At 71.0% G+C, this 17,390-nt stretch carries 17 protein-coding genes; 11 read left to right on the forward strand and 6 right to left on the reverse strand.

The genetic code is table 11. The features are described from left to right. Positions 1-91: 91 nt before the first annotated feature. From ogt to G4D86_RS10285, 3 genes are all read right to left on the reverse strand, one after another. Positions 92-640 (reverse strand): methylated-DNA--[protein]-cysteine S-methyltransferase, encoded by a 549-nt coding sequence (gene ogt, locus G4D86_RS10275; protein WP_205519524.1) that lies wholly within the window; start codon positions 638-640, stop codon positions 92-94. Beyond that, positions 633-2,147, reverse strand: a complete 1,515-nt coding sequence (locus G4D86_RS10280) for an AlkA N-terminal domain-containing protein (protein WP_163992072.1) — start codon at positions 2,145-2,147, stop codon at positions 633-635. Before G4D86_RS10280 ends, ogt begins: the two co-directional genes overlap by 8 nt. 66 nt (positions 2,148-2,213) lie before the next feature. Next, entirely contained in the window at positions 2,214-3,110 is an 897-nt protein-coding gene (locus tag G4D86_RS10285) for a GspE/PulE/PilB domain-containing protein (protein WP_163992074.1), read from the reverse strand. A 326-nt stretch (positions 3,111-3,436) separates the two neighbouring features. On the opposite strand from G4D86_RS10285, the gene G4D86_RS10290 reads away from it, so the two are divergent. From G4D86_RS10290 to G4D86_RS10305, 4 genes are all read left to right on the forward strand, one after another. After that, the gene (locus tag G4D86_RS10290; RefSeq protein WP_163992076.1) at positions 3,437-4,171 is read left to right on the forward strand and encodes a MotA/TolQ/ExbB proton channel family protein; all 735 of its coding nucleotides are present in this window, start codon (positions 3,437-3,439) and stop codon (positions 4,169-4,171) included. 116 nt (positions 4,172-4,287) lie between these two features. Then, positions 4,288-4,773 (forward strand): ExbD/TolR family protein, encoded by a 486-nt coding sequence (locus tag G4D86_RS10295; RefSeq protein ID WP_163992079.1) that lies wholly within the window; start codon positions 4,288-4,290, stop codon positions 4,771-4,773. 25 nt (positions 4,774-4,798) lie between these two features. After that, a complete protein-coding gene (locus G4D86_RS10300) occupies positions 4,799-5,380 on the forward strand; it encodes an ExbD/TolR family protein (RefSeq protein ID WP_163992081.1) in 582 nt (193 codons plus the stop codon). An 87-nt stretch (positions 5,381-5,467) separates the two neighbouring features. Beyond that, complete coding sequence (locus tag G4D86_RS10305) at positions 5,468-6,124, forward strand: HAD family hydrolase (protein WP_163992083.1); 657 nt, start codon at positions 5,468-5,470, stop codon at positions 6,122-6,124. A gap of 18 nt (positions 6,125-6,142) precedes the next feature. On the opposite strand, the gene G4D86_RS10310 is transcribed toward G4D86_RS10305, so the two are convergent. After that, positions 6,143-6,940 carry a helix-turn-helix transcriptional regulator gene (locus tag G4D86_RS10310; RefSeq protein ID WP_163992085.1) on the reverse strand — a complete coding sequence of 266 codons (798 nt, stop codon included), beginning with the start codon at positions 6,938-6,940 and terminating at the stop codon, positions 6,143-6,145. Positions 6,941-7,082: 142 nt separating this feature from the next. On the opposite strand from G4D86_RS10310, the gene G4D86_RS10315 reads away from it, so the two are divergent. Then, complete coding sequence (locus tag G4D86_RS10315; RefSeq protein WP_163992087.1) at positions 7,083-7,697, forward strand: putative glycolipid-binding domain-containing protein; 615 nt, start codon at positions 7,083-7,085, stop codon at positions 7,695-7,697. Positions 7,698-7,748: 51 nt separating this feature from the next. Continuing rightward, positions 7,749-8,315: a hypothetical protein gene (locus G4D86_RS10320; RefSeq protein ID WP_163992089.1), complete on the forward strand. Its 567-nt coding sequence runs from the start codon at positions 7,749-7,751 to the stop codon at positions 8,313-8,315. A gap of 2 nt (positions 8,316-8,317) precedes the next feature. Here G4D86_RS10320 and G4D86_RS10325 read toward each other — a convergent pair whose 3' ends face one another. Then, positions 8,318-9,706, reverse strand: a complete 1,389-nt coding sequence (locus G4D86_RS10325; RefSeq protein ID WP_240360157.1) for a sensor histidine kinase — start codon at positions 9,704-9,706, stop codon at positions 8,318-8,320. Positions 9,707-10,000: 294 nt separating this feature from the next. Here G4D86_RS10325 and G4D86_RS10330 point away from each other — a divergent pair, with 294 nt between their 5' ends. The 4 genes from G4D86_RS10330 (at position 10,001) to G4D86_RS10345 (ending at position 14,306) form a co-directional block, all read left to right on the forward strand. Then, a complete protein-coding gene (locus G4D86_RS10330; protein ID WP_240360158.1) occupies positions 10,001-11,209 on the forward strand; it encodes a tetratricopeptide repeat protein in 1,209 nt (402 codons plus the stop codon). Next, the gene (locus tag G4D86_RS10335; protein WP_163992095.1) at positions 11,206-12,333 is read left to right on the forward strand and encodes a HupE/UreJ family protein; all 1,128 of its coding nucleotides are present in this window, start codon (positions 11,206-11,208) and stop codon (positions 12,331-12,333) included. The genes G4D86_RS10330 and G4D86_RS10335 overlap by 4 nt, the downstream gene beginning before the upstream one ends. 160 nt (positions 12,334-12,493) lie before the next feature. Next, the gene (locus G4D86_RS10340) at positions 12,494-14,023 is read left to right on the forward strand and encodes a DUF4331 domain-containing protein (RefSeq protein ID WP_163992097.1); all 1,530 of its coding nucleotides are present in this window, start codon (positions 12,494-12,496) and stop codon (positions 14,021-14,023) included. Between the two features lie 4 nt (positions 14,024-14,027). Further along, on the forward strand, positions 14,028-14,306 hold the full coding sequence (locus G4D86_RS10345) for a hypothetical protein (RefSeq protein WP_163990895.1): 279 nt from the start codon (positions 14,028-14,030) through the stop codon (positions 14,304-14,306). A gap of 130 nt (positions 14,307-14,436) precedes the next feature. Here G4D86_RS10345 and G4D86_RS10350 read toward each other — a convergent pair whose 3' ends face one another. Then, the gene (locus G4D86_RS10350) at positions 14,437-14,658 is read right to left on the reverse strand and encodes a DUF5683 domain-containing protein (RefSeq protein WP_163992099.1); all 222 of its coding nucleotides are present in this window, start codon (positions 14,656-14,658) and stop codon (positions 14,437-14,439) included. Between the two features lie 133 nt (positions 14,659-14,791). On the opposite strand from G4D86_RS10350, the gene espC reads away from it, so the two are divergent. Beyond that, positions 14,792-17,308 carry a serine histidine kinase EspC gene (gene espC / locus G4D86_RS10355; protein ID WP_163992101.1) on the forward strand — a complete coding sequence of 839 codons (2,517 nt, stop codon included), beginning with the start codon at positions 14,792-14,794 and terminating at the stop codon, positions 17,306-17,308. Positions 17,309-17,390 lie beyond the last annotated feature (82 nt).

Consider the following 17,390-nt stretch of genomic DNA (forward strand, 5'->3'; position numbering starts at 1 on the left):
GCTTGGTTCCTTTCCTTCGGAGGACGCAGTTATGCGCTCGAGCGTGCGGGTGCGCACGCTCGTTTCGTGGGCTCGTGGGTGTGAGGTCTGTCTACCGGGCGAACGGGAGGAGCGACTGGGACGCGGCGTGGCCCTCGTGGGCGAGCAGCCAGCGCTTCCGCTCGATTCCGCCGCCATAGCCGGTGAGTGAGCCGTTGGCGCCAACGACGCGATGGCAGGGCACGACGATGCCCACTGGATTCGCTCCGTTCGCGAGCCCCACCGCGCGCACGGCGGCGGGGCGACCGATGCGTCGCGCGAGCTCGGAGTACGAGACTGTCGTGCCGCAGGGGATGTCGCGCAGCGCGGCCCACACCGTGCGCTGGAAGGGCGTGCCGCCGGTCTCCACGGGCATGCTGGCAATGATGCCGAGGTCTCCCGCGAAGTACGTGCTCATCGTCGTGGTGAGGCCCCCGGGATTCCGCTCGGGCACGAGCTCGAAGCCGCCCTCTCCGTAGTGCAGGCGCAGCAACTGGCGCATGCGAGCCTCGTAGTCGGTCCAGTCGATGGCGCGCAGCCGGCCTTCTCGGTCAGCGACGATGACCAGCTCGCCAATCGGCGTCTCGGTCCGGTCGATGAACAGGCGCAGGGGCTCAGCCATGACGGGCCTCCCGGGCCTGCTGGCTCATCACCGCATCGGCGGCCCACAGGTGCTGCGCGGCATAGGCCCGCCAGGGTCTCCAGGGCTCCGCGCGTTGCAGCAGCCCCTCGGGCGTCGGCCGCTCGCCCGCGTCGTTGGCCGCGCCTCGCAGCAGCGCGACATCACTGGCCGGAAACGCATCTGTCTCACGCAGGGCGCGCAGCGCGATGTACTGCGCCGTCCACTCCCCCACGCCACGAATGGAGCGCAGCCGGGCAATCGCCTCCTCGACCGTGCCGAAGGGACGGAAGAGGTGAGGGTCCGCCATCGCCGCCTCCGCCAGCGCCTTGAGCGACGCCCGCCGCGCCGAGGGCATGCCCAGCGCGCCGAGGTCCGTCGAGGCCACGCGCTCCGGCGAGGGGAACGCGCGGGACAGCGCCGCGTGGAGGCTCGCCGCCTCGGGAAGGACTTCACCGCAGAGGGCCACCAGCCGGACCGCGAGCTGCCGCGCCGCGACCACCGTCACCTGCTGGCCCAGGATGGCCCGCACCGCGAGCTCGAACCCGTCCCACCCTCCCGGCGCGCGCAGGCCCGGGCGCTGCGCCAGCAGCGGCGCCAGGAACGGGTCTCTCGACAGGTGCGCGCCAATGGTCTCGATGTCCGCGCCCACGTCGAACACCCGCCGCACGCGCGCCAGGATGGCGGGAAGGGCGCGCACGTCCGGGAAGCGCACCGTGACGACCAGGTTGTTCCGCGCCGGCTCGTGCTGGACCTCCACCGTGCCGAGCCGTCCATCCTGCGCCACCGTCCGCCGGTAGCGCCCGTCCACCACCTGCTCCACGCCGTCGATGGCGCGCGCTTCCAGATACGCCAGCATCGCCGCCTGGTCATACGGCGGGCGGTAGCGAAGCCGGAGCGTCACTCCCGCTTCGCCCACGGAGCCCGCGGGCAGCTCCGTCAATGCCTTGCGTCGCAGCTCGCTCGGCGGGCGGTGAAACAAATCATGAAACGTTTCATTGAAGCGCCGGACGCTGCCGAAGCCGGCGGCGAGCGCCACCTCCGCCATGGGCATCCGTGTCTCTTGAATGAGCTGCTTGGCGAAGAGCACCCGCCGCGTCTGGGCCACCGCCACCGGCGACGCTCCGAGGTGCTGCTTGAACAGCCGGCGAAGCTGGCGCCCGCCCACCCCCAGGCGCTCGGCCACTTCGTCGACGCCCGCCTCACCGCCATCCAGTCCGCCGTCCGCGATGATGGCCAGCGCCCGGGACACGGTGTTGGAAGTCCCGCGCCACGAGGCCAGGTCCGGGGCCGTCTCCGGCCGGCAGCGTAGGCACGGCCGGAAGCCTTCCTCCTGCGCGGCGGCGGCCGAGGCATGGAAGGTACAGTTCTTGAGGAGCGGCGTACGGGCCGGGCAGATGGGGCGGCAGTAGATGCCCGTCGACGTCACCCCGACGAACAGGCGTCCGTCGAACCGGGCATCACGAGTCTGGAGGACGCGGTAGCACGCGTCGCGGTCGAGCAGGTCCATGTGCTGACCCTTCTCATGTCCGGGTGAAGCGCTCTCGCGGTTTTCGGACATGACCATCCCAGCCCGTCAGCGCTCACCCTCGTCGTCCAGCTCGCGGGTGAACTCCTCCTTCGACAGCAATCCCTTGCGCGCCATGATCCTCATCAGCGCCCAGAACTTCCGCTCCAGCTCCTCGATGCGGTCCGGGTCCTCGCGCGCCTGCCCGAAGAGATAATCCAGGTCATCCAGCACGCCGCCAGCATTGGCCGCCGGCTTCGGCTTCGCTGCCTGGGCCTGCCCGCGCCGCTGCTTGCGCTGCTCCTCCCGGTCGCGGATCAACTCCGCAAGGGACGTGCGCTGGGTCGTCTCGCCCGGCGGCAACTCCTCGCCGACGATGACGTCCTCTTCCTCCTCCTCGGGAGGCGGCGCCTTCGCCACCGGCGCCGCGGGCCTCGCCGGCACGGCCGAGGGCCTGGCCGCCACCGGAGCGCGCGGCGTCGGGGCCGGAGCCGCCGTGCCCTGCCCGTTGGCCACCGCCACCGGCACCTTGTGGTAGTAGCGCAGGATGGCGCTGCGCACCGCCGACAGGGCCGCCACGCGCGTGCTCACCTTCAGGCCGGTGGTGAACTCGATTTCCTCCACCGCCGTCACGTTGAGCGGATCACTCATCGCCACCACGAGCTGCCGCCGCCCGCCCACGCTCTCCAGTGCGATGGGGAACAGGTCGTGCTGCTCACAGAAGCGCGCACGCAGCAGGTGCACCGCCGCCCACTCGGGGGTGATCGCCGCCAGGTCCACCTGGGGCAGCCCCAGCGCCTGGCTCAGCGCGCCCGCCAGCGTGGCCTCCGTAATCACGCCCTGCGCGATGAGCGCGGCCCCCAATCGCTGTCCCGACTTGCGGTGCGCGGCCAGCCCCGCCTCGAGCTGCGCGACGCTGATCGCCCGCTGCTCCAAAAGCAGCTCGCCAATGCGCTTCCTCGCCATGACGCCGCGCTTAGCATGCGTTCGCGAGCCCCGGAAGCGCGCGCCGTGTCACATCTGACTCGTCTTGGGAATCCCCCCGAAAATGCCTGCCCTGCTGCTGGGGAGACATCCTGGCAAGGGGTGGACCGGCGCAAAATTCCTGTGAGATTTCAGCACTTAACGTCACTGGGCCCGCCTTGACACCCCTGCCCTGCATTCCTAAAGTCGGCACACCGTTTTCAACATCCATTCCTGCCGCCCATGAGGGTGGATCATCCGCCCGAGGGGGCGGCAGGCATGTAAGGCCCGCCTCAGCGGGTCCAGCCGCCTAGTGGAGGCATCAAGCGATGAACCTGGGGTTTCTGACGAATCTGACCGTACTTGCGAACACCGGCGGCCCCGAGCGCAGCCTCTTCGAGGAAATCGCGCGGCGCTGGGAGGCCGGTCAGTGGGGCATGTACCCCATCGCTGTGTGCCTCGTGATTGCGCTGTCCATCATGGTGGAGCGCGGCATCGTCCTGTTCGGCAAGGCCTCCATCAACAAGGAAGCCTTCCTGCGCGGCCTGAAGAAGCACATCTACGCCGGTGACCTGGACAAGGCCATCAACTACGTGGCCGGCCAGAAGTCCACGCCGCTCACCAACGTCATCAAGGCCGGCCTGATGAACGTTCCCAAGGGCAACGACGAGGTCCAGGCCGCCCTGGACGAGGCCAGCCTGCGCGAGACGCCTCGCCTGGAGGCCCGCACCGGCTACCTCGCCATGCTCGGCAACGCGGCGATGCTCGCCGGTCTGCTCGGCACGGTGTCCGGTCTCATCTCCTGCTTCGAGGCCGTGGCCAACGTGAACCCGGCCGACAAGGCCACCATTCTCGCCAACGGCATCTCGGAAGCCATGAACTGCACGGGCTTCGGGCTCGTGACGGCCATCCCCGCCCTGGTCGCCTTCTCCGTGCTGATGGGCCGCACGCAGGCGCTCATCAACGACATCAACGAGACCAGCGTCTCCGTCCTCAACCTCATCGTGGCCAACAAGGACAAGTTCAAGAACATGAACGTCCCCGCGGCCCGCGACGAGGAGTAGTCGGTCGGGAACCCGGTGCCCGGGCGCGCTGTCCTGTCCCCCTGGGGGACGCACAGCGCGCCCTTTTGTAATCTTTCTGGCTCCTCACGGGGCCACGGCCGAAGGAGAGAAACGCCATGGCCGGCGGAATGGACACAGGTCAAGGTGGCAAGGGCAAGAAGTCGCTCGACGTCGCCATCAACCTGACCGCATTCATCGACCTGATGGCTGTGACCATCAGCTTCCTCATCATGACGGCAGTCTGGACCCAGATTGGCCGGCTCCAGGTCTCCCAGGCGGGAGGCCCTTCCACGGAGGAGCAACAGGAGGAGGAGAAGACCAAGACGGTCCAGCTCAACCTGCTGATTACTCCCACGGAGCTGCGGCTGACGGCGGACCAGAGTGCCTTCGACCCGATTCCCCTCACCAAGGATGCCAAGGGCAAGACGGACCTGACCAAGCTGGTTGCGCGCTTCAAGGAGCTGAAGGCGCAGCTGCCGGACCAGTCCGCCATCACCCTGCAGCCCGAGGACAAGGTCCGCTACGAGGACCTGGTTCGCATCATCGACGAGTGCATCGGCTCTGGGCTGCCCCAGGTGTCGGTGTCCGCGGCGATGGGCTAGCCATACACGGAGCTAACGACACGTCATGGCCATCCAGGTCCCAGGCAAGCGGTTCGGCAAGCGTCTGCAGCACTCCAAGGTGTTCGGACACGGCGCACACGGCAAGAAGAGCGGCTACGCCGACCTCCTCATCACCCCGCTCGTCGACATGTTCGTCATCATCGTGCTCTTCCTCATCGCGAACTTCTCCGCGACGGGCGAGGTGCTGATGATGACCAAGGACATCGAGCTTCCCGAGGCGATCAACGTCAAGGAAGTGGAGATGCACCCTGTCGTCATGGTGTCCAACGACCAGATCAGCGTGTCGGGCACCATCGTCGGCCGCGTCGAAGACTTCTCCAAGGACGAGTACCTCAACATTCCCGCACTGGAAGAGAAGCTGCGGGACATGAAGAAGCAGTACGAGGACCTCCACGCCATGGCGAAGGACGACGAGGGCGGCTTCAAGGGCGACATCAACATCCAGGCGCACAAGGACGTCGAGTACGCCATCATCAAGCGGGTGATGTTCAGCTGCGCCACGGCCGGCTACCAGAACATCAACTTCGCGGTGATGACCGTCGCTGGCGACGCGCCCCCGGGCCCCACGGCCCAGGTCACGCCGTAGTCAGCAGCTGAAACGCGGGCCCTCGAGGCCCCGGACGCCCTGGCCCACCGGCCGGGGCGTTTTCGTTTTTCTGGAGACCTGAATCCCATGCAGCTTCGCGCCGTCATCTTCGACCTCGATGGGACACTGGTGGACTCGCTGGGGGACATCGCGGACGCGATGAACCACGCGCTCACGCACCACGGCCTGCCTCCGCATCCGGAAGCCGCCTACCTACGCTTCGTCGGTGAGGGCGTGAAGGAATTGGTGCGCCGGGCGGTGCCGGCCGGGCGCGAGGACCTGCACGCGCCGGTGCTGGCCACCTGGCGCGTGTACTACGACGCGCACCTCGTCGACCGGACCCGGCCCTATCCCGGCATCCCCGCGATGCTGACGGCGCTGGCGCAGACGGGCGCGCGGCTGGCGGTGCTGAGCAACAAGTCGGACGTCTTCGTGAAGCGGCTGGTCGCACAGCTGCTGCCGGGCGTGCCCTTCGGCGCCGTGTATGGAGAGCGGCCGGGCGTGCCTCGCAAGCCGGACCCCTCGGCGGCGCTGGCGCTGGCGGCGGAGCTGGGCGTGGTGCCCGGCGCGTGCGGCTTCGTGGGCGACACCTCCGTGGACATGGACACGGCGCGCGCGGCGGGCATGTACGGCGTGGGCGTCACCTGGGGCTTCCGGAGCCATGAGCTCGAGGCGCACGGCGCCCGCGCAGTGAGCACCACCGCGGACGAGTTGCTGGCCGCGCTGCGCGACGCGCGGCCGTGAGCAGCTTCGAGCCGTGGCTCAGGCGCTCAAGGGCAGCAGCCCCTTCCGCGCGGCGCCCGGAGTCCTTCCGTAGCGGCGCATGAAGGCATTGCCCAGGTGGCCCTGGTTGGCGAAGCCGGCCTCCAGCGCCACCTCGGCCAGCGGCAGCCGCGTGTCCAGCAGCAGGGCGAGCGCGTGCCGCAGGCGGACCTCCTGCTGGTGCTGGTGGATGCCCGTCCCCATCACCCGGCGGAACACCCGGCACGCGTGGAAGACGGACACGCCCGCGCCTTGCGCCAGGTCCTCCAGCGAGAGGCGCTCGTCGAAGCGCAGGGAGACCTCGTGGGCAAGCGCCCCCGCGAGGTTCCGCTCGCGTGCGGTGGGCGCACTGCTGGTGGCGCGTGGCTCGGAGCGGGACACCGTCAGGCACAGGGCCTCTTCAACCTGGAGGCGCTCCACGGGCTCGCTGCGGGCGACGCGGGCGAGCACGGCCTGGAGGCGCACGTAGGCCTCGGCGCTGACGGAGAACGTCGCGGTGGCCGGGTCCACGAAGCGCCGCACCCAGGGGCCGCGCACGGAGAGGCAGGCGTCGCCTCCGCCGTGGGGGTGGCTGATTTGACAGGGGTTGTGCGCGCGCATGAGCAGGCCGGTGCCCGGGCCCACCACGGCGCGCGTCCTCGCGTCGCGGAACTGGAAGCGGCCGTGCAGCGCGAGCACCAGGCTCTCGCTGTCCGAAGACTCGTCCTTCAGGCGCGGGGCGTCGTGGCCATCACACGTCACGCGGAAGAGCTGGAGGTCCGTTTCGCGGAGCAGGGGCGAGGCGTGCAGGCGCGGCATGCCGCAACCATGGCAAGCCGCCCGGGCTCCGGACAAGCGCGGCGAGCGTGGACTCCGGACGAGCGCCGCGAGCGTGCGCTACGAAACGTCGGGAGCAAGGACGTGTAAGACGGCGCGCGCGGCCCGGCCTAGCTTTTCGCGCATGACTTCCCAGCGCACCGAGTCGACCCCTCGTCCGGTCCCCGCGTCGCGGTGCCTCCGCGCGCTCATCTGGCACCGGATGGGCCAGCCGGGGAGCGAGTACTTCGAGCTTCGGGAGTCCGCCGAAGGCTGGACGCTGGCCGGCTCGGTGGTGCTCGCGGAGGACGGCGTGCCGTACGCGGCGGACTACACCATCGGCTGTGACAAGCAGTGGCTGACACGCGAGGCGCGCATCCTGCTGCGGCGCGAGGGCGTGGAGCAGTCGCTCTCCCTTCGCGTCGATGCGCAGCAACGCTGGTGGCGGGGCGCGGAGGAGGTGCCTCAATTCCGCGGTTGCTCGGACATCGACCTCGCCTTCACGCCCTCTACGAACACCCTGCCCATTCGCCGGCTCGCGCTGGAGGTGGGGCAGGGGACCGACGTGACGGCCGCATGGGTCCGCATGCCAGACTTGTCCCTGGTGACGTTGCCCCAGCGGTACACACGGCTGACGCCATCGCGTTACCGGTACGAGAGCAACGGCGGCCGCTTCGTGGCCGAGGTGGAGACGGATGAGCTGGGTCTCGTCCTGAGCTATCCGCCCGGTTGGGAGCGCGTCGCCACCACGGCGGGCTGAGCCCGCGCAGTCCGCCCGGCGCACCCGGGCCACCCCACGGAGGAAGTCCTCATGTCGAGTCACCCGACCCCGCTCTCCGAGCGGGCACTGGCACTGCTGCGCGCGGAAGGTCCCCTGGCCACGCACGCGGACAAGCTGATGCTGTTCGGCCGTTTCGTTGGAGCCTGGGACGCGGAGGTGGTGTTCTACGGCGAGGACGGGAAGGAGGTCTTCCGCCAGCCCGGGGAGTGGTCCTTCTCGTGGGCGCTCGACGGGCGCGCCATCCAGGACGTGCTCATCTACCCCAACGCCGAGGCGGGCCTGAGCGCGGCCGTGGGCGAGCGGCGCATCGGCACCACCCTGCGCCACTACGACGCGAAGGCGGACCACTGGCGCGTCGTGTGGCTCGGCGCCACCACGGGCTTCCTCGCCGTCCTGACGGGCAGGCCCGTGGACGGGGAAATCCACATCGAGGGGCCGGACCCGGAGGGCCACCTGCTGCGCTGGATGTTCACCGCCATCACCGAGGACTCCTTCCTCTGGCGCGGTCTTCTCTCCAAGGACGGTGGCGCCACCTGGCGCGTGACGCAGGAGATGCCCTGCCGCCGTCGCGGGGCTCCGGGCGCGACGCGCGTCTGACGTCACGCGGTGCGCGCGAGCGCGTCGGCGTGCAGCTCGATGAGGAACTCCGTCCCCCGGCCCACCTCGCTGTGCACGGAGAGCGTGCCCTCGTGCTTGTGCACCAGCGCGGAGACGATGGCGAGCCCCAGCCCCGTGCCCTGCGTCTTCGTGGTGAAGAGCGGCTCGAAGATTTTCGACAGCACCTCGGCGGGAATCCCGGCCCCGTCGTCCACCACGCGCAAGCGCCAGGGCACGCCCGCGCCGCCCTCGGCATGGACGCGCACGGTGCCGTTGCTGCCCGGGGGCACCGCCTCCACGGCGTTCTGCACCAGGTTCACCAGCACCATGCGGAACAGCTCGCGGTCCAGCCGTGGCACCGGGAGCGACTCCGGCACCTCGTTGACGAGGCGCACCCCCGCGCGCTGAGGCACCACGCCGAGCGCCTCGTCCACCAGCGGGCGCAGCGCGCAGGGCGCGAGCTGGGGCGGACGCTCGCGCGCGAAGTCCAGCACGTCGGAGATGATGCGCGCGCACACCGCCAGCTCGCGCTCGGTGACGTCGAGGAAGTGCAGGATTCGCGAGTCCGTCAGCGCGTCCTGCAGGTTGGCCACCCGCAGCAGGACACAGGACAGCGCGGTGCGCGCCGCGGCCAGCGGGTTGCGCAGCTCATGGCTGATGCTCGCGGCCATCTGTCCCATGGTCGCCAGCTTCTCGATGCGCGAGTACTGCTGCTGGAACTCGCGCAGCTCCTGCTCGGCGCGCACCAGCGCCTGCTGCTGTGTGTGGAGCTTCTGCTCGTGTGCCAGCTCCGCCTCCGCCCGGCGCTCGGCCGTCTCCCAGGCCTCGCGCTGGAAGACGCGGCACGCCGCGAGGAGCACGGCGTCCGTGATGAGCACCCAGAAGGCCAGCTCCAGGAAGCGCCACCACGCCGAATCCGCCGTGCCGTAGACGGACTGGGGCCACAGCATGCCCCGCGCGAAGTGGTCCAGGATGGTGGTGGCGCTCGCGGACAGCAGCACCCACGGGTCCCGGTAGAAGGCGAGCAGCGCCAGCGAGGCGAAGACGTGGAAGTGCGTCTCGCTGCGCCCACCCGTGAGGTGGATGAGCAGCGCCGACCAGAGCACCTGCGCCACCGCCATGCCCTGCCGCGCGAGCACCGAGCCCGGTCGCCAGCGCGCCAGCAGCACCGCCACCCCACTCAGGGCCGTGCCCAGGAGGACCGTGGCCCGCACGTGGGCCTGCTCCGTGTGCGCCCAGGCAAGCGGAGAGAAGACCCACGCCACCACCACGCCGCACACCCACTGCCCTGCCATCAGCCACGCGAACAGCCCATCCACCCGCCGCCGCACGTCTTGCAACTGGGATGCATGAAGCCGGGCCGCGCGCTCCTGAAGTGACGGTGCGCTCATGTGCATGAGGACTCCTCCAGGGAGCGGACGAACACAGGGTGGAAATTGCCGGGGCCACGGAAGTACCTGCTGGCTCATCGACTCCTTGCGAGGGTTGGCGGGGTCGCACCCGACGTCATCGGGAGGTAGTGAGCGCGGCGGGCGCGGGTGGATCTCCCACCTGGAAACGTAGGGTCCATCGGTCCAGTGCCTGTGTTGGCAAGGAGGCGTTCGGGCATTGGCGGGCTTCGTGGCATGCCCGGTGAAATCCATCCGGGTGCGGGCCGCGTAAGGCTGTCACCGATGCGAGCCCACATGCCCCGCTCCCGCTTCGTCACCCACCTCGCGGTGGGCGCCGTCGCCGTGCTGTCCCTGCGGTGTGGAAGCAATCCTCCCGCCGCCGAGCGGGTGCCCTTCACTCCCACCTCGGACGCGGTGGTGCTGGAGCAGGTGCCCGCCACCGCGGGGGACGCACGTGCCCGGGAGCGTGCCGCGCTGCGGCGCGCACTGGCCGCCCAGCCCGAGCAGCTCGACCTGGCGCTGCGACTGGCGCGGCTCGACATCGAGGAGAGCCGGATGCGGGGAGACCCGCGCTACCTCGGCCGGGCCCAGGCTGCGCTCGCGCCGTGGTGGGACGCGGCCAGTCCTCCTCCCGGCGTGCGGCTGTTGCGCGCCACCATCCTCCAGAGCCGGCATGAGTTTCCCGCCGCGCTCACGGACCTCGACGCGGCCGTACAGGAGGACCCGCGCAACGCGCAGGCGTGGCTGACGCGCGCGGTGGTGCTGGGCGTACGGGGCGAGCATGCCGAGGCGGCCCGGAGCTGCGCGCCGCTCTCCGCCCTCGCCGGGCCGCTGACGGCCGCCGTGTGCGAGGCCCAGGTGAAGAGCCTCGCCGGCCGCTCGCGCCAGGCCTCTGCGTTGCTCACGGACGCGCTGGCCCGGGGCGCACCGGGCCCGGAGGCGGAGGCGTGGGCGCTCTCCACGCTGGCCGAGGCCGCGGCGCGCTCGGGCGACACGGCGCGCGCGGAGAAGCTCTTCGTCCGGACGCTCGCGCTGGACCCGGGAGACGCGTACACGCGCGCCGCCTACGCGGACCTGCTGCTGGACGCGGGGCGCCCGCGCGAGGCCGCCACCCTGGTGCGCGGGCACACCGAGGATGACAACCAGCTGCTGCGCCTCGTGCTCGCGGAGACGGCGCTCGGCTCCGCGGAGGCCGCGCCGCTCGCCGCCGAGCTGGCCGAGCGCTATGCGGCCAGCCACCTGCGCGGAGACGGCCTGCACGCGCGCGAGGAGGCCCGCTTCGCGCTCCACGTGGAGAAGGCGCCGGACAGGGCCCTCACGCTCGCGCGCGCCTCGTGGGACGTGCAGCGCGAGCCGTGGGACGTGCGGCTGCTGCTGGAGACCGCGCTCGCCGCGGGGAAGCCGGAGGCCGCTGCGCCCGCCGTGGAGTACCTCCAGGCCACCGGCTGTGAGGACCCTGGACTGGTGGCGCTCGCCGAGCGCGTGCGGAGGAGCCTGCCATGAGCCGCCTTGCCTCGCTGTTGCTGCTGCTCGCCCCGCTGGCCGCGCTGGCTCACAAACCGAGCGACAGCTACCTGCACCTGACGCGGGACGGGAACGGCTTCTCCGGCCGCTGGGACGTCGCGCTGAAGGATTTGGACGAGGTCCTCTCCCTCGACGCGGAAGGGGATGGAGCGATTACGTGGGGCGAATTGCGCGCGCGACAGGCGGACGTCGCCGGCTATGTGCTCGCGCGCCTGGCGCTGGGCGCGGACGGCGCACCCTGCACACTGGAGCCGGGGAGCGCCGCGCGCGTGGTGCGCCACTCGGACGGTGCCTATGCGGTGCTGGACTTCACCGCGCGCTGCCCGGCGGGGCCCGCTGCGCTGGACGTGGACTACACGCTGCTGTTCGACCGGGACCCGCAGCACCGCGGCATCGTCCGCGTCGCCAACGGGAGCGCGAGCGAGACGCTGGTCCTCTCCGCCTCGAAGCACACGGCCCGCGTGTCGCTGGAGGGGCTGTCCCCCTGGCGCCGCTTCGGCGACATGGTGGTGGAGGGCGTGAAGCACATCTTCGCGGGGCTGGACCACCTGCTCTTCCTCTTCGCCCTGCTGCTGCCGTCGGTGCTGCGCCGGGACGCGGACGGGCGTTGGGTGCCTGTGCTGGCCTTCGGCCCGGCGGTGAAGGACGTCGTGAAGGTGGTGTCCGCCTTCACGGTGGCGCACTCGCTCACGCTGAGCGCCGCCGTGCTCGGCTTCGTGTCGCTGCCCTCGCGCTTCGTCGAATCCGCCATCGCCGCGAGCGTCATCGCCGCCGCGCTCAACAACGTCTTCCCCGTGGTGCGCGGCACGCGCTGGGTGGCGGCGCTCGCGCTGGGCCTGCTGCACGGCTTTGGCTTCGCATCCACGCTGGCGGATTTGGAGCTGCCGGGCGGCAGCCTCGCCGTCACGCTGCTGGGCTTCAACGTGGGCGTGGAGCTGGGACAGCTCGCGTGCGTGGCGGCCTTCCTTCCGCTGGCCTTCGCCCTGCGCGGCTCGGTGCTCTACCGCCGGGCACTGCTCGTCGGTGGCTCGGCCGCCATTGCCCTGGTGGCCTGTGTCTGGCTCGCCGAGCGCGCGTTCGGCGTGGGCCTGTCCTTCACCTGACACCAGACGTGCGCTCCAGCGCGCTGGCGCGAAGGCCGGCGGTTCAAGCATCCACGCACGGAGCGCGTCCGTATGGAGTCGTAGCCCGGGTGTGCAGTCCGTGTCGGCCGCGTGCCCTGGCGCAGTAGCAGTCCCTCCACCACCCCAACAGGAGAAGCGAATGAGAGCCAGAAAGCTCGCGGCGGCATTGACCGTTGCGACAGCACTGGGCGCCACTGGCGCCCTGGCGTCCAGCCACCGGGAAGCTCCCTTCATCACGGAGATGCCCAAGGTCGACGCCACCGACTTCTACATGTTCCGCAGCTACGAGCCGGGCCGGGATGCCTACGTCACGCTGATTGCCAACTACCTGCCCCTGCAGGACGCGTACGGCGGTCCCAACTACTTCTCGCTGGACCCGGATGCGTTGTACGAAATCCACGTCGACAACACCGGTGACGCCGTCGAGGACATCACCTTCCAGTTCCGCTTCACCAACACCCTGGCCGCCAACGGCAACGGCGTCACCCTGGACATCGGCACCGGGGCCAACAAGAAGTCCGTGGCGGTGCCTCTCGTCAACGTGGGTCCCATCACCGCGGCCGACCGCAGCAAGCTCAACGTCCAGGAGTCCTTCACCCTGAAGGTCGTCCGGGGCAACCGCCGCACGGGCACCGCCGCGGACGTGACGAACGCCAGCGGTGGCAGCGCCACCTTCCTCAAGCCGACGGACTACATCGGCACGAAGTCATTCGGTGACGCGGCCGCCTACGCGGCCTATGCGGGCCAGCACATCTACTCCGTGAACATCCCCGGCTGCACCGGCCAGGCGAAGCTGTTCGTGGGGCAGCGCAAGGAGTCCTTCGCGGTCAACCTGGGCCCCGTCTTCGACCTGGTGAACGCGCCGGCCTCCGTCATCGCCGACGCCGCCAACCGCAACGCGGTGCCCAACCCGCTGGACGAGAAGAACATCACCACGCTGGCGCTGGAGGTCCCCATCTCCTGCCTGAGGACGGCGGCGCAGCCCGTCATCGGCGGGTGGACCTCGGCGAGCCTGCGTCAGGCGCGCGCCCTCAACCCGAAGGCCACCTACACCACGCCGGCCCGTGAGGGCGGCGCGTGGGCGCAGGTCAGCCGCCTGGGCATGCCGCTGGTCAACGAAATCGTCATCGGCCTCAAGGACAAGAACCGCTTCAACGCCAGCGAGCCCAAGGACGACGCCCAGTTCGCCGACTACGTCACCCACCCCACGCTGCCCGCGCTGCTGGAGATCCTCTTCACCGCCGACGGCGTGAGGGCGCCCACCGTGTTCCCCCGCGCGGACCTGGTGGCGGCCTTCCTCACCGGCGTGACGGGCGTGAATGCCAACGGCTCCACCGCGGAGATGCAGCGCCTCAACGTCGAGCTGCCGGCGACGGCCCGCGCCGGCCAGAACAACCTGGGCGCCGCGGCCTGCTTCAAGGACGGCGCGCTCGACACCACCCTCCCCGGCTGCGACCCGGCGGGCTTCCCCAACGGCCGCCGTCCCGGTGACGACGTGGTGGACATCGAGCTGCGCGTGGCCATGGGCTACCTGCTGGCCAACGACACGCAGGCACCGTCGCGCAACATCCCGTTCCACGACGCCGTGCTCCAGGACGCGTCGCAGTTCGACACGACCTTCCCCTACCTGCGCACGCCCAACCCGGGCGCTCACGGCGACGGGACCTGATGCCATGGGCAAGCTCAGAGCACTGGCCTGCATCCTGACGCTGGGGTCGGCCCTGGCCTACACCGGATGCAGTGACGACGACGACGACCCGGTTCCCCGCCCGGACGCGGGCGTGGACGCGGGCACCGATGCCGGCACCGACGCGGGCACGGAGTTCACCGCCTTCGTGAAGGACCTCATCGAGAACCAGACCACGGCCACCGGCACGCCGGTGGAGGTGGACAACCGCGAGTTCGTCGACACCGAGCCGACGAACGCCTTCCCGGACGCGTTCTTCCAGTAGCGCGTCGGGACGAGAAACAAGGAGCCCGGTGCCGGGGCAGCAGTCCCCTCGGCGCCGGGCTCCAGCTTGCTTCGGCGGAAGGCACCCGCCAGCTCGGCTCCAGACACGCGACGGGAGCCGGCCGGTGCCGTTACACGACTGTGACGCGGTATTTCAGCTGGTTCTCCGCCCGGCTGTGCGCCGTGGCGGCCGCGATGACGTGGCACACCCAGCCCAGGCACCCACCGGTGCCGATCCAGAAGCCCGGGGTGACGATGAGCCAGAAGACTCCGCGGAGGATGTCCCCGTTGTAGATCTGGCCCACGCCGGGGATCAGGAAGGACAGCAGGGCAGCGATTCCGGGACGCGACATCGTTTCGGTGAACCTCCTTGCCCCTTTCTACGCAAGAGGCTCCAACCCATTGCATGGCCGGCTATCGGCTCCTGGACGCTTGCCTGCCTGCTCTCCGGGCGGCAGGTGCAATGCGCGGCCGGACCCGGTTAGCATGGCGGCCGTAGGTACGCGTCGGGTCGGCGGACGGTACCTGGGGGGATGGGTCATCTTCGGGCTGCTCCGAGCCAGCGTTCGCGCGGTCAACGTCAGGTACCTCCTGGAGGTGCTGGCGCTGGCATTGGTGTACTTCGTGGCCGGGAGGCTGGGCCTGCTGGTGGCCACCGTGGGCAGCAACGTCAGCCCCGTCTGGCCTCCCGCGGGGGTGGCCCTCGCGGGGCTGGTGCTGCGCGGCCCCTCGCGCTGGCCCGCCGTCTTCCTCGGGGGCCTGCTCGTCACCTTCGGGTTGACCCATACACCCCTGCCTTCGAGCCTGGGTGTGGCCACGGCCGCCACGCTGACGGCGGTGCTGGGCGCGCTGCTGCTGCGGCGGGTGGGGTTCGACGCCCGCCTGGGACGCATCCGGGACGTCGTGGCGCTGTGCGCGGGGGCGGGCGCGGCCTGCACCACGGTCAGCGCCACCTTCGGCTCGCTGAGCCTGCTGCTGGGGCAGATGCTGCCGCGCTCGGAGCTGGCCCGGTCCATCTGGGTGTGGTGGGTGGGGGACATGATGGGGGTGCTGGTGATGGCCCCGCCGCTGCTGGCGCTGGGGCGGCTGAGGCGCCCGCGCAAGTGGGGAGAGGCGCTGCTGCTGGCGGGGCTCACCGCCGCGCTGGGCGCGGCCATCTTCATCGTCTCCGACGTGGGGCTCAGCGCGAAGCACGTCGCGGCCTTCCTCCTGTTCCCCATGTCGGCCTGGGCGGCGCTGCGCTTCGGCGCGAGCGGCGCGGCCACCGCCACGCTGTTCATCGCCACGGCCGCCACCGTCGGCACCGCGAGCGGGCAGGGGCCCTTCTCCTCCGGCCACATCACGGAGGACCTGCTGGTGCTGCAGCTCTTCGTCGCCGTCACCTCCGTCACCGGCCTGCTGGTGGCGGCGGCGAGCGACGAGCGCAAGCGCGCCGTGGAGCAACTCCAATTGCTGGCCACCACCGTGCACGGCGTGCACGAGGGCGTCCTCATCGCGGAGGTGCGCGGCCCGGGCCTGCTGCGCACCGTGTTCGTCAACGAGGCCCTGTGCGCGCTGGTGGGCCACCATCGGGAGGACCTCGTGGGCAAGGACCCGTGCTTCGTCTATGGCGTGCAGGAGCCGGAGCTGACCCGGCGCGTGAGGGGGGCCGTGCTCGCGGGCGAGCCCCTGTGCACGGAAGTCCCCGTGACGCGCAAGGACGGCAGCCCGCTGCGCACCGAGGTGCTCCTGTCCCCGGTGCGCGCCACCGGCGAGGACATCACCCACTTCGTGGCCACCCACCGCGACATCACCGCCACCAAGGAGCTGCAGGCGCGCCTCGTCGCCGCCGAGCGCGTGGCCGCGGTGGGCACGCTCGCGGCCGGCGTGGGGCACGAAATCAACAACCCGCTGGCCTACCTGGTGCTCAACCTCGAGGCCGCCGCGCGCAGCCTCTCCGAGGGCGGCGTGCCCGCGACGCGGGACGCGCTGTCTGGAGTCCGGGGCGCGCTGGAGGGGGCGGAGCGCATCCGCCTCATCGTGAGGGACCTGCAGGTGTTCAGCCGCCAGGGAGACCAGGAGCGAGGGCTGGTGGACCTCAACGCGCTGGTGCCTCCGGCGGTGCGCATCGTCAGCCATGCGCTGCGCCACCGCGCCCGGGTGGTGGAGGAGTTCGGCCCGGTGCCGCGCGTGCTCGGCAGCGAGGCGCGGCTGGGGCAGGTGCTGCTCAACCTGCTGGTGAATGCCATGCAGGCCATCTCCGAGGGCAGCCCCACGCTGAACGAGGTGCGCGTGCGCACCAGCACGGACGCGTCCGGCCGGGCACGGGTGGACGTCATGGACACCGGCGCCGGCATCCCCGCCCATGTTCTGCCGCGCATCTTCGAGCCCTTCTTCACCACCAAGCCCACCGGCGAGGGCACGGGCCTGGGGCTCGCCATCTGCCAGCAGGTGGTCCGCGCGCACGGGGGCGAGCTCGAGGTTCGCAGCGAGCCGGGTCGGGGCTCCGTCTTCAGCGTGCTGCTGCCGGCCGCGCCGGTGCAGGTCAGCACGCCCTCTTCGCGGTCCGCGGCGGCGGCCGCGCTGCCCACGTCCCGCAGCCGCCGCGGGCGGGTGCTCGTGGTGGACGACGAGCCGAGGCTGGCGCAGTCCATGCGCCTGCTGCTGGAGCCCTACCACGACATCGTCACCACCACGCGCGGCAGCGAGGCGCTGGCGCTGGTGGCGGCGGGGCACCGCTTCGACGTCATCCTCTGCGACTTGCAGATGCCGGAGACGGACGGGGCCGCCGTCTTCCGCCGCCTGTGCGCCACGGCGCCGGACCAGGCCGAGCGCGTGGTGTTCATCTCCGGCGGGGCCTACACCGCGGAGTCGCGCGCGTTCATGGAGTCGGTGACGAACCGCGTGCTGGAGAAGCCCGTCCGTCCGGAGGTGCTGATGGCCACCGTGGACGCCGCGCTGACGGACGGAGGCCCCCTGGTGGAGCCGGAGCCCGTCGCCGCCGTGGGTGGCTCGCGCCACTAGCCGTGCGCTCCGGGCCACTGCTCCATCGGATGGCGGCGGAGCAGGGGCCCTGGCCGGGTGTGGTGCCGGGTCCGCGCCGGGC

Source organism: Pyxidicoccus caerfyrddinensis (assembly GCF_010894405.1).
Taxonomy (GTDB): Bacteria; Myxococcota; Myxococcia; order Myxococcales; family Myxococcaceae; genus Myxococcus; species Myxococcus caerfyrddinensis.

Bases quoted from the DNA above. Each gene is read 5' to 3' on its own strand.
- ogt (WP_205519524.1), bottom strand. From the start codon at position 640: ATGGCTGAGCCCCTGCGCCTGTTCATCGACCGGACCGAGACGCCGATT.
- G4D86_RS10280 (WP_163992072.1), bottom strand. From the start codon at position 2,147: ATGGACCTGCTCGACCGCGACGCGTGCTACCGCGTCCTCCAGACTCGT.
- G4D86_RS10320 (WP_163992089.1), top strand. From the start codon at position 7,749: ATGTCGAGTCACCCGACCCCGCTCTCCGAGCGGGCACTGGCACTGCTG.
- G4D86_RS10335 (WP_163992095.1), top strand. From the start codon at position 11,206: ATGAGCCGCCTTGCCTCGCTGTTGCTGCTGCTCGCCCCGCTGGCCGCG.
- G4D86_RS10340 (WP_163992097.1), top strand. From the start codon at position 12,494: ATGAGAGCCAGAAAGCTCGCGGCGGCATTGACCGTTGCGACAGCACTG.
- G4D86_RS10325 (WP_240360157.1), bottom strand. From the start codon at position 9,706: ATGAGCGCACCGTCACTTCAGGAGCGCGCGGCCCGGCTTCATGCATCC.
- G4D86_RS10350 (WP_163992099.1), bottom strand. From the start codon at position 14,658: ATGTCGCGTCCCGGAATCGCTGCCCTGCTGTCCTTCCTGATCCCCGGC.
- G4D86_RS10345 (WP_163990895.1), top strand. From the start codon at position 14,028: ATGGGCAAGCTCAGAGCACTGGCCTGCATCCTGACGCTGGGGTCGGCC.
- G4D86_RS10305 (WP_163992083.1), top strand. From the start codon at position 5,468: ATGCAGCTTCGCGCCGTCATCTTCGACCTCGATGGGACACTGGTGGAC.
- espC (WP_163992101.1), top strand. From the start codon at position 14,792: ATGGCGGCCGTAGGTACGCGTCGGGTCGGCGGACGGTACCTGGGGGGA.
- G4D86_RS10310 (WP_163992085.1), bottom strand. From the start codon at position 6,940: ATGCCGCGCCTGCACGCCTCGCCCCTGCTCCGCGAAACGGACCTCCAG.
- G4D86_RS10300 (WP_163992081.1), top strand. From the start codon at position 4,799: ATGGCCATCCAGGTCCCAGGCAAGCGGTTCGGCAAGCGTCTGCAGCAC.
- G4D86_RS10285 (WP_163992074.1), bottom strand. From the start codon at position 3,110: ATGGCGAGGAAGCGCATTGGCGAGCTGCTTTTGGAGCAGCGGGCGATC.
- G4D86_RS10315 (WP_163992087.1), top strand. From the start codon at position 7,083: ATGACTTCCCAGCGCACCGAGTCGACCCCTCGTCCGGTCCCCGCGTCG.
- G4D86_RS10290 (WP_163992076.1), top strand. From the start codon at position 3,437: ATGAACCTGGGGTTTCTGACGAATCTGACCGTACTTGCGAACACCGGC.
- G4D86_RS10295 (WP_163992079.1), top strand. From the start codon at position 4,288: ATGGCCGGCGGAATGGACACAGGTCAAGGTGGCAAGGGCAAGAAGTCG.
- G4D86_RS10330 (WP_240360158.1), top strand. From the start codon at position 10,001: ATGCCCCGCTCCCGCTTCGTCACCCACCTCGCGGTGGGCGCCGTCGCC.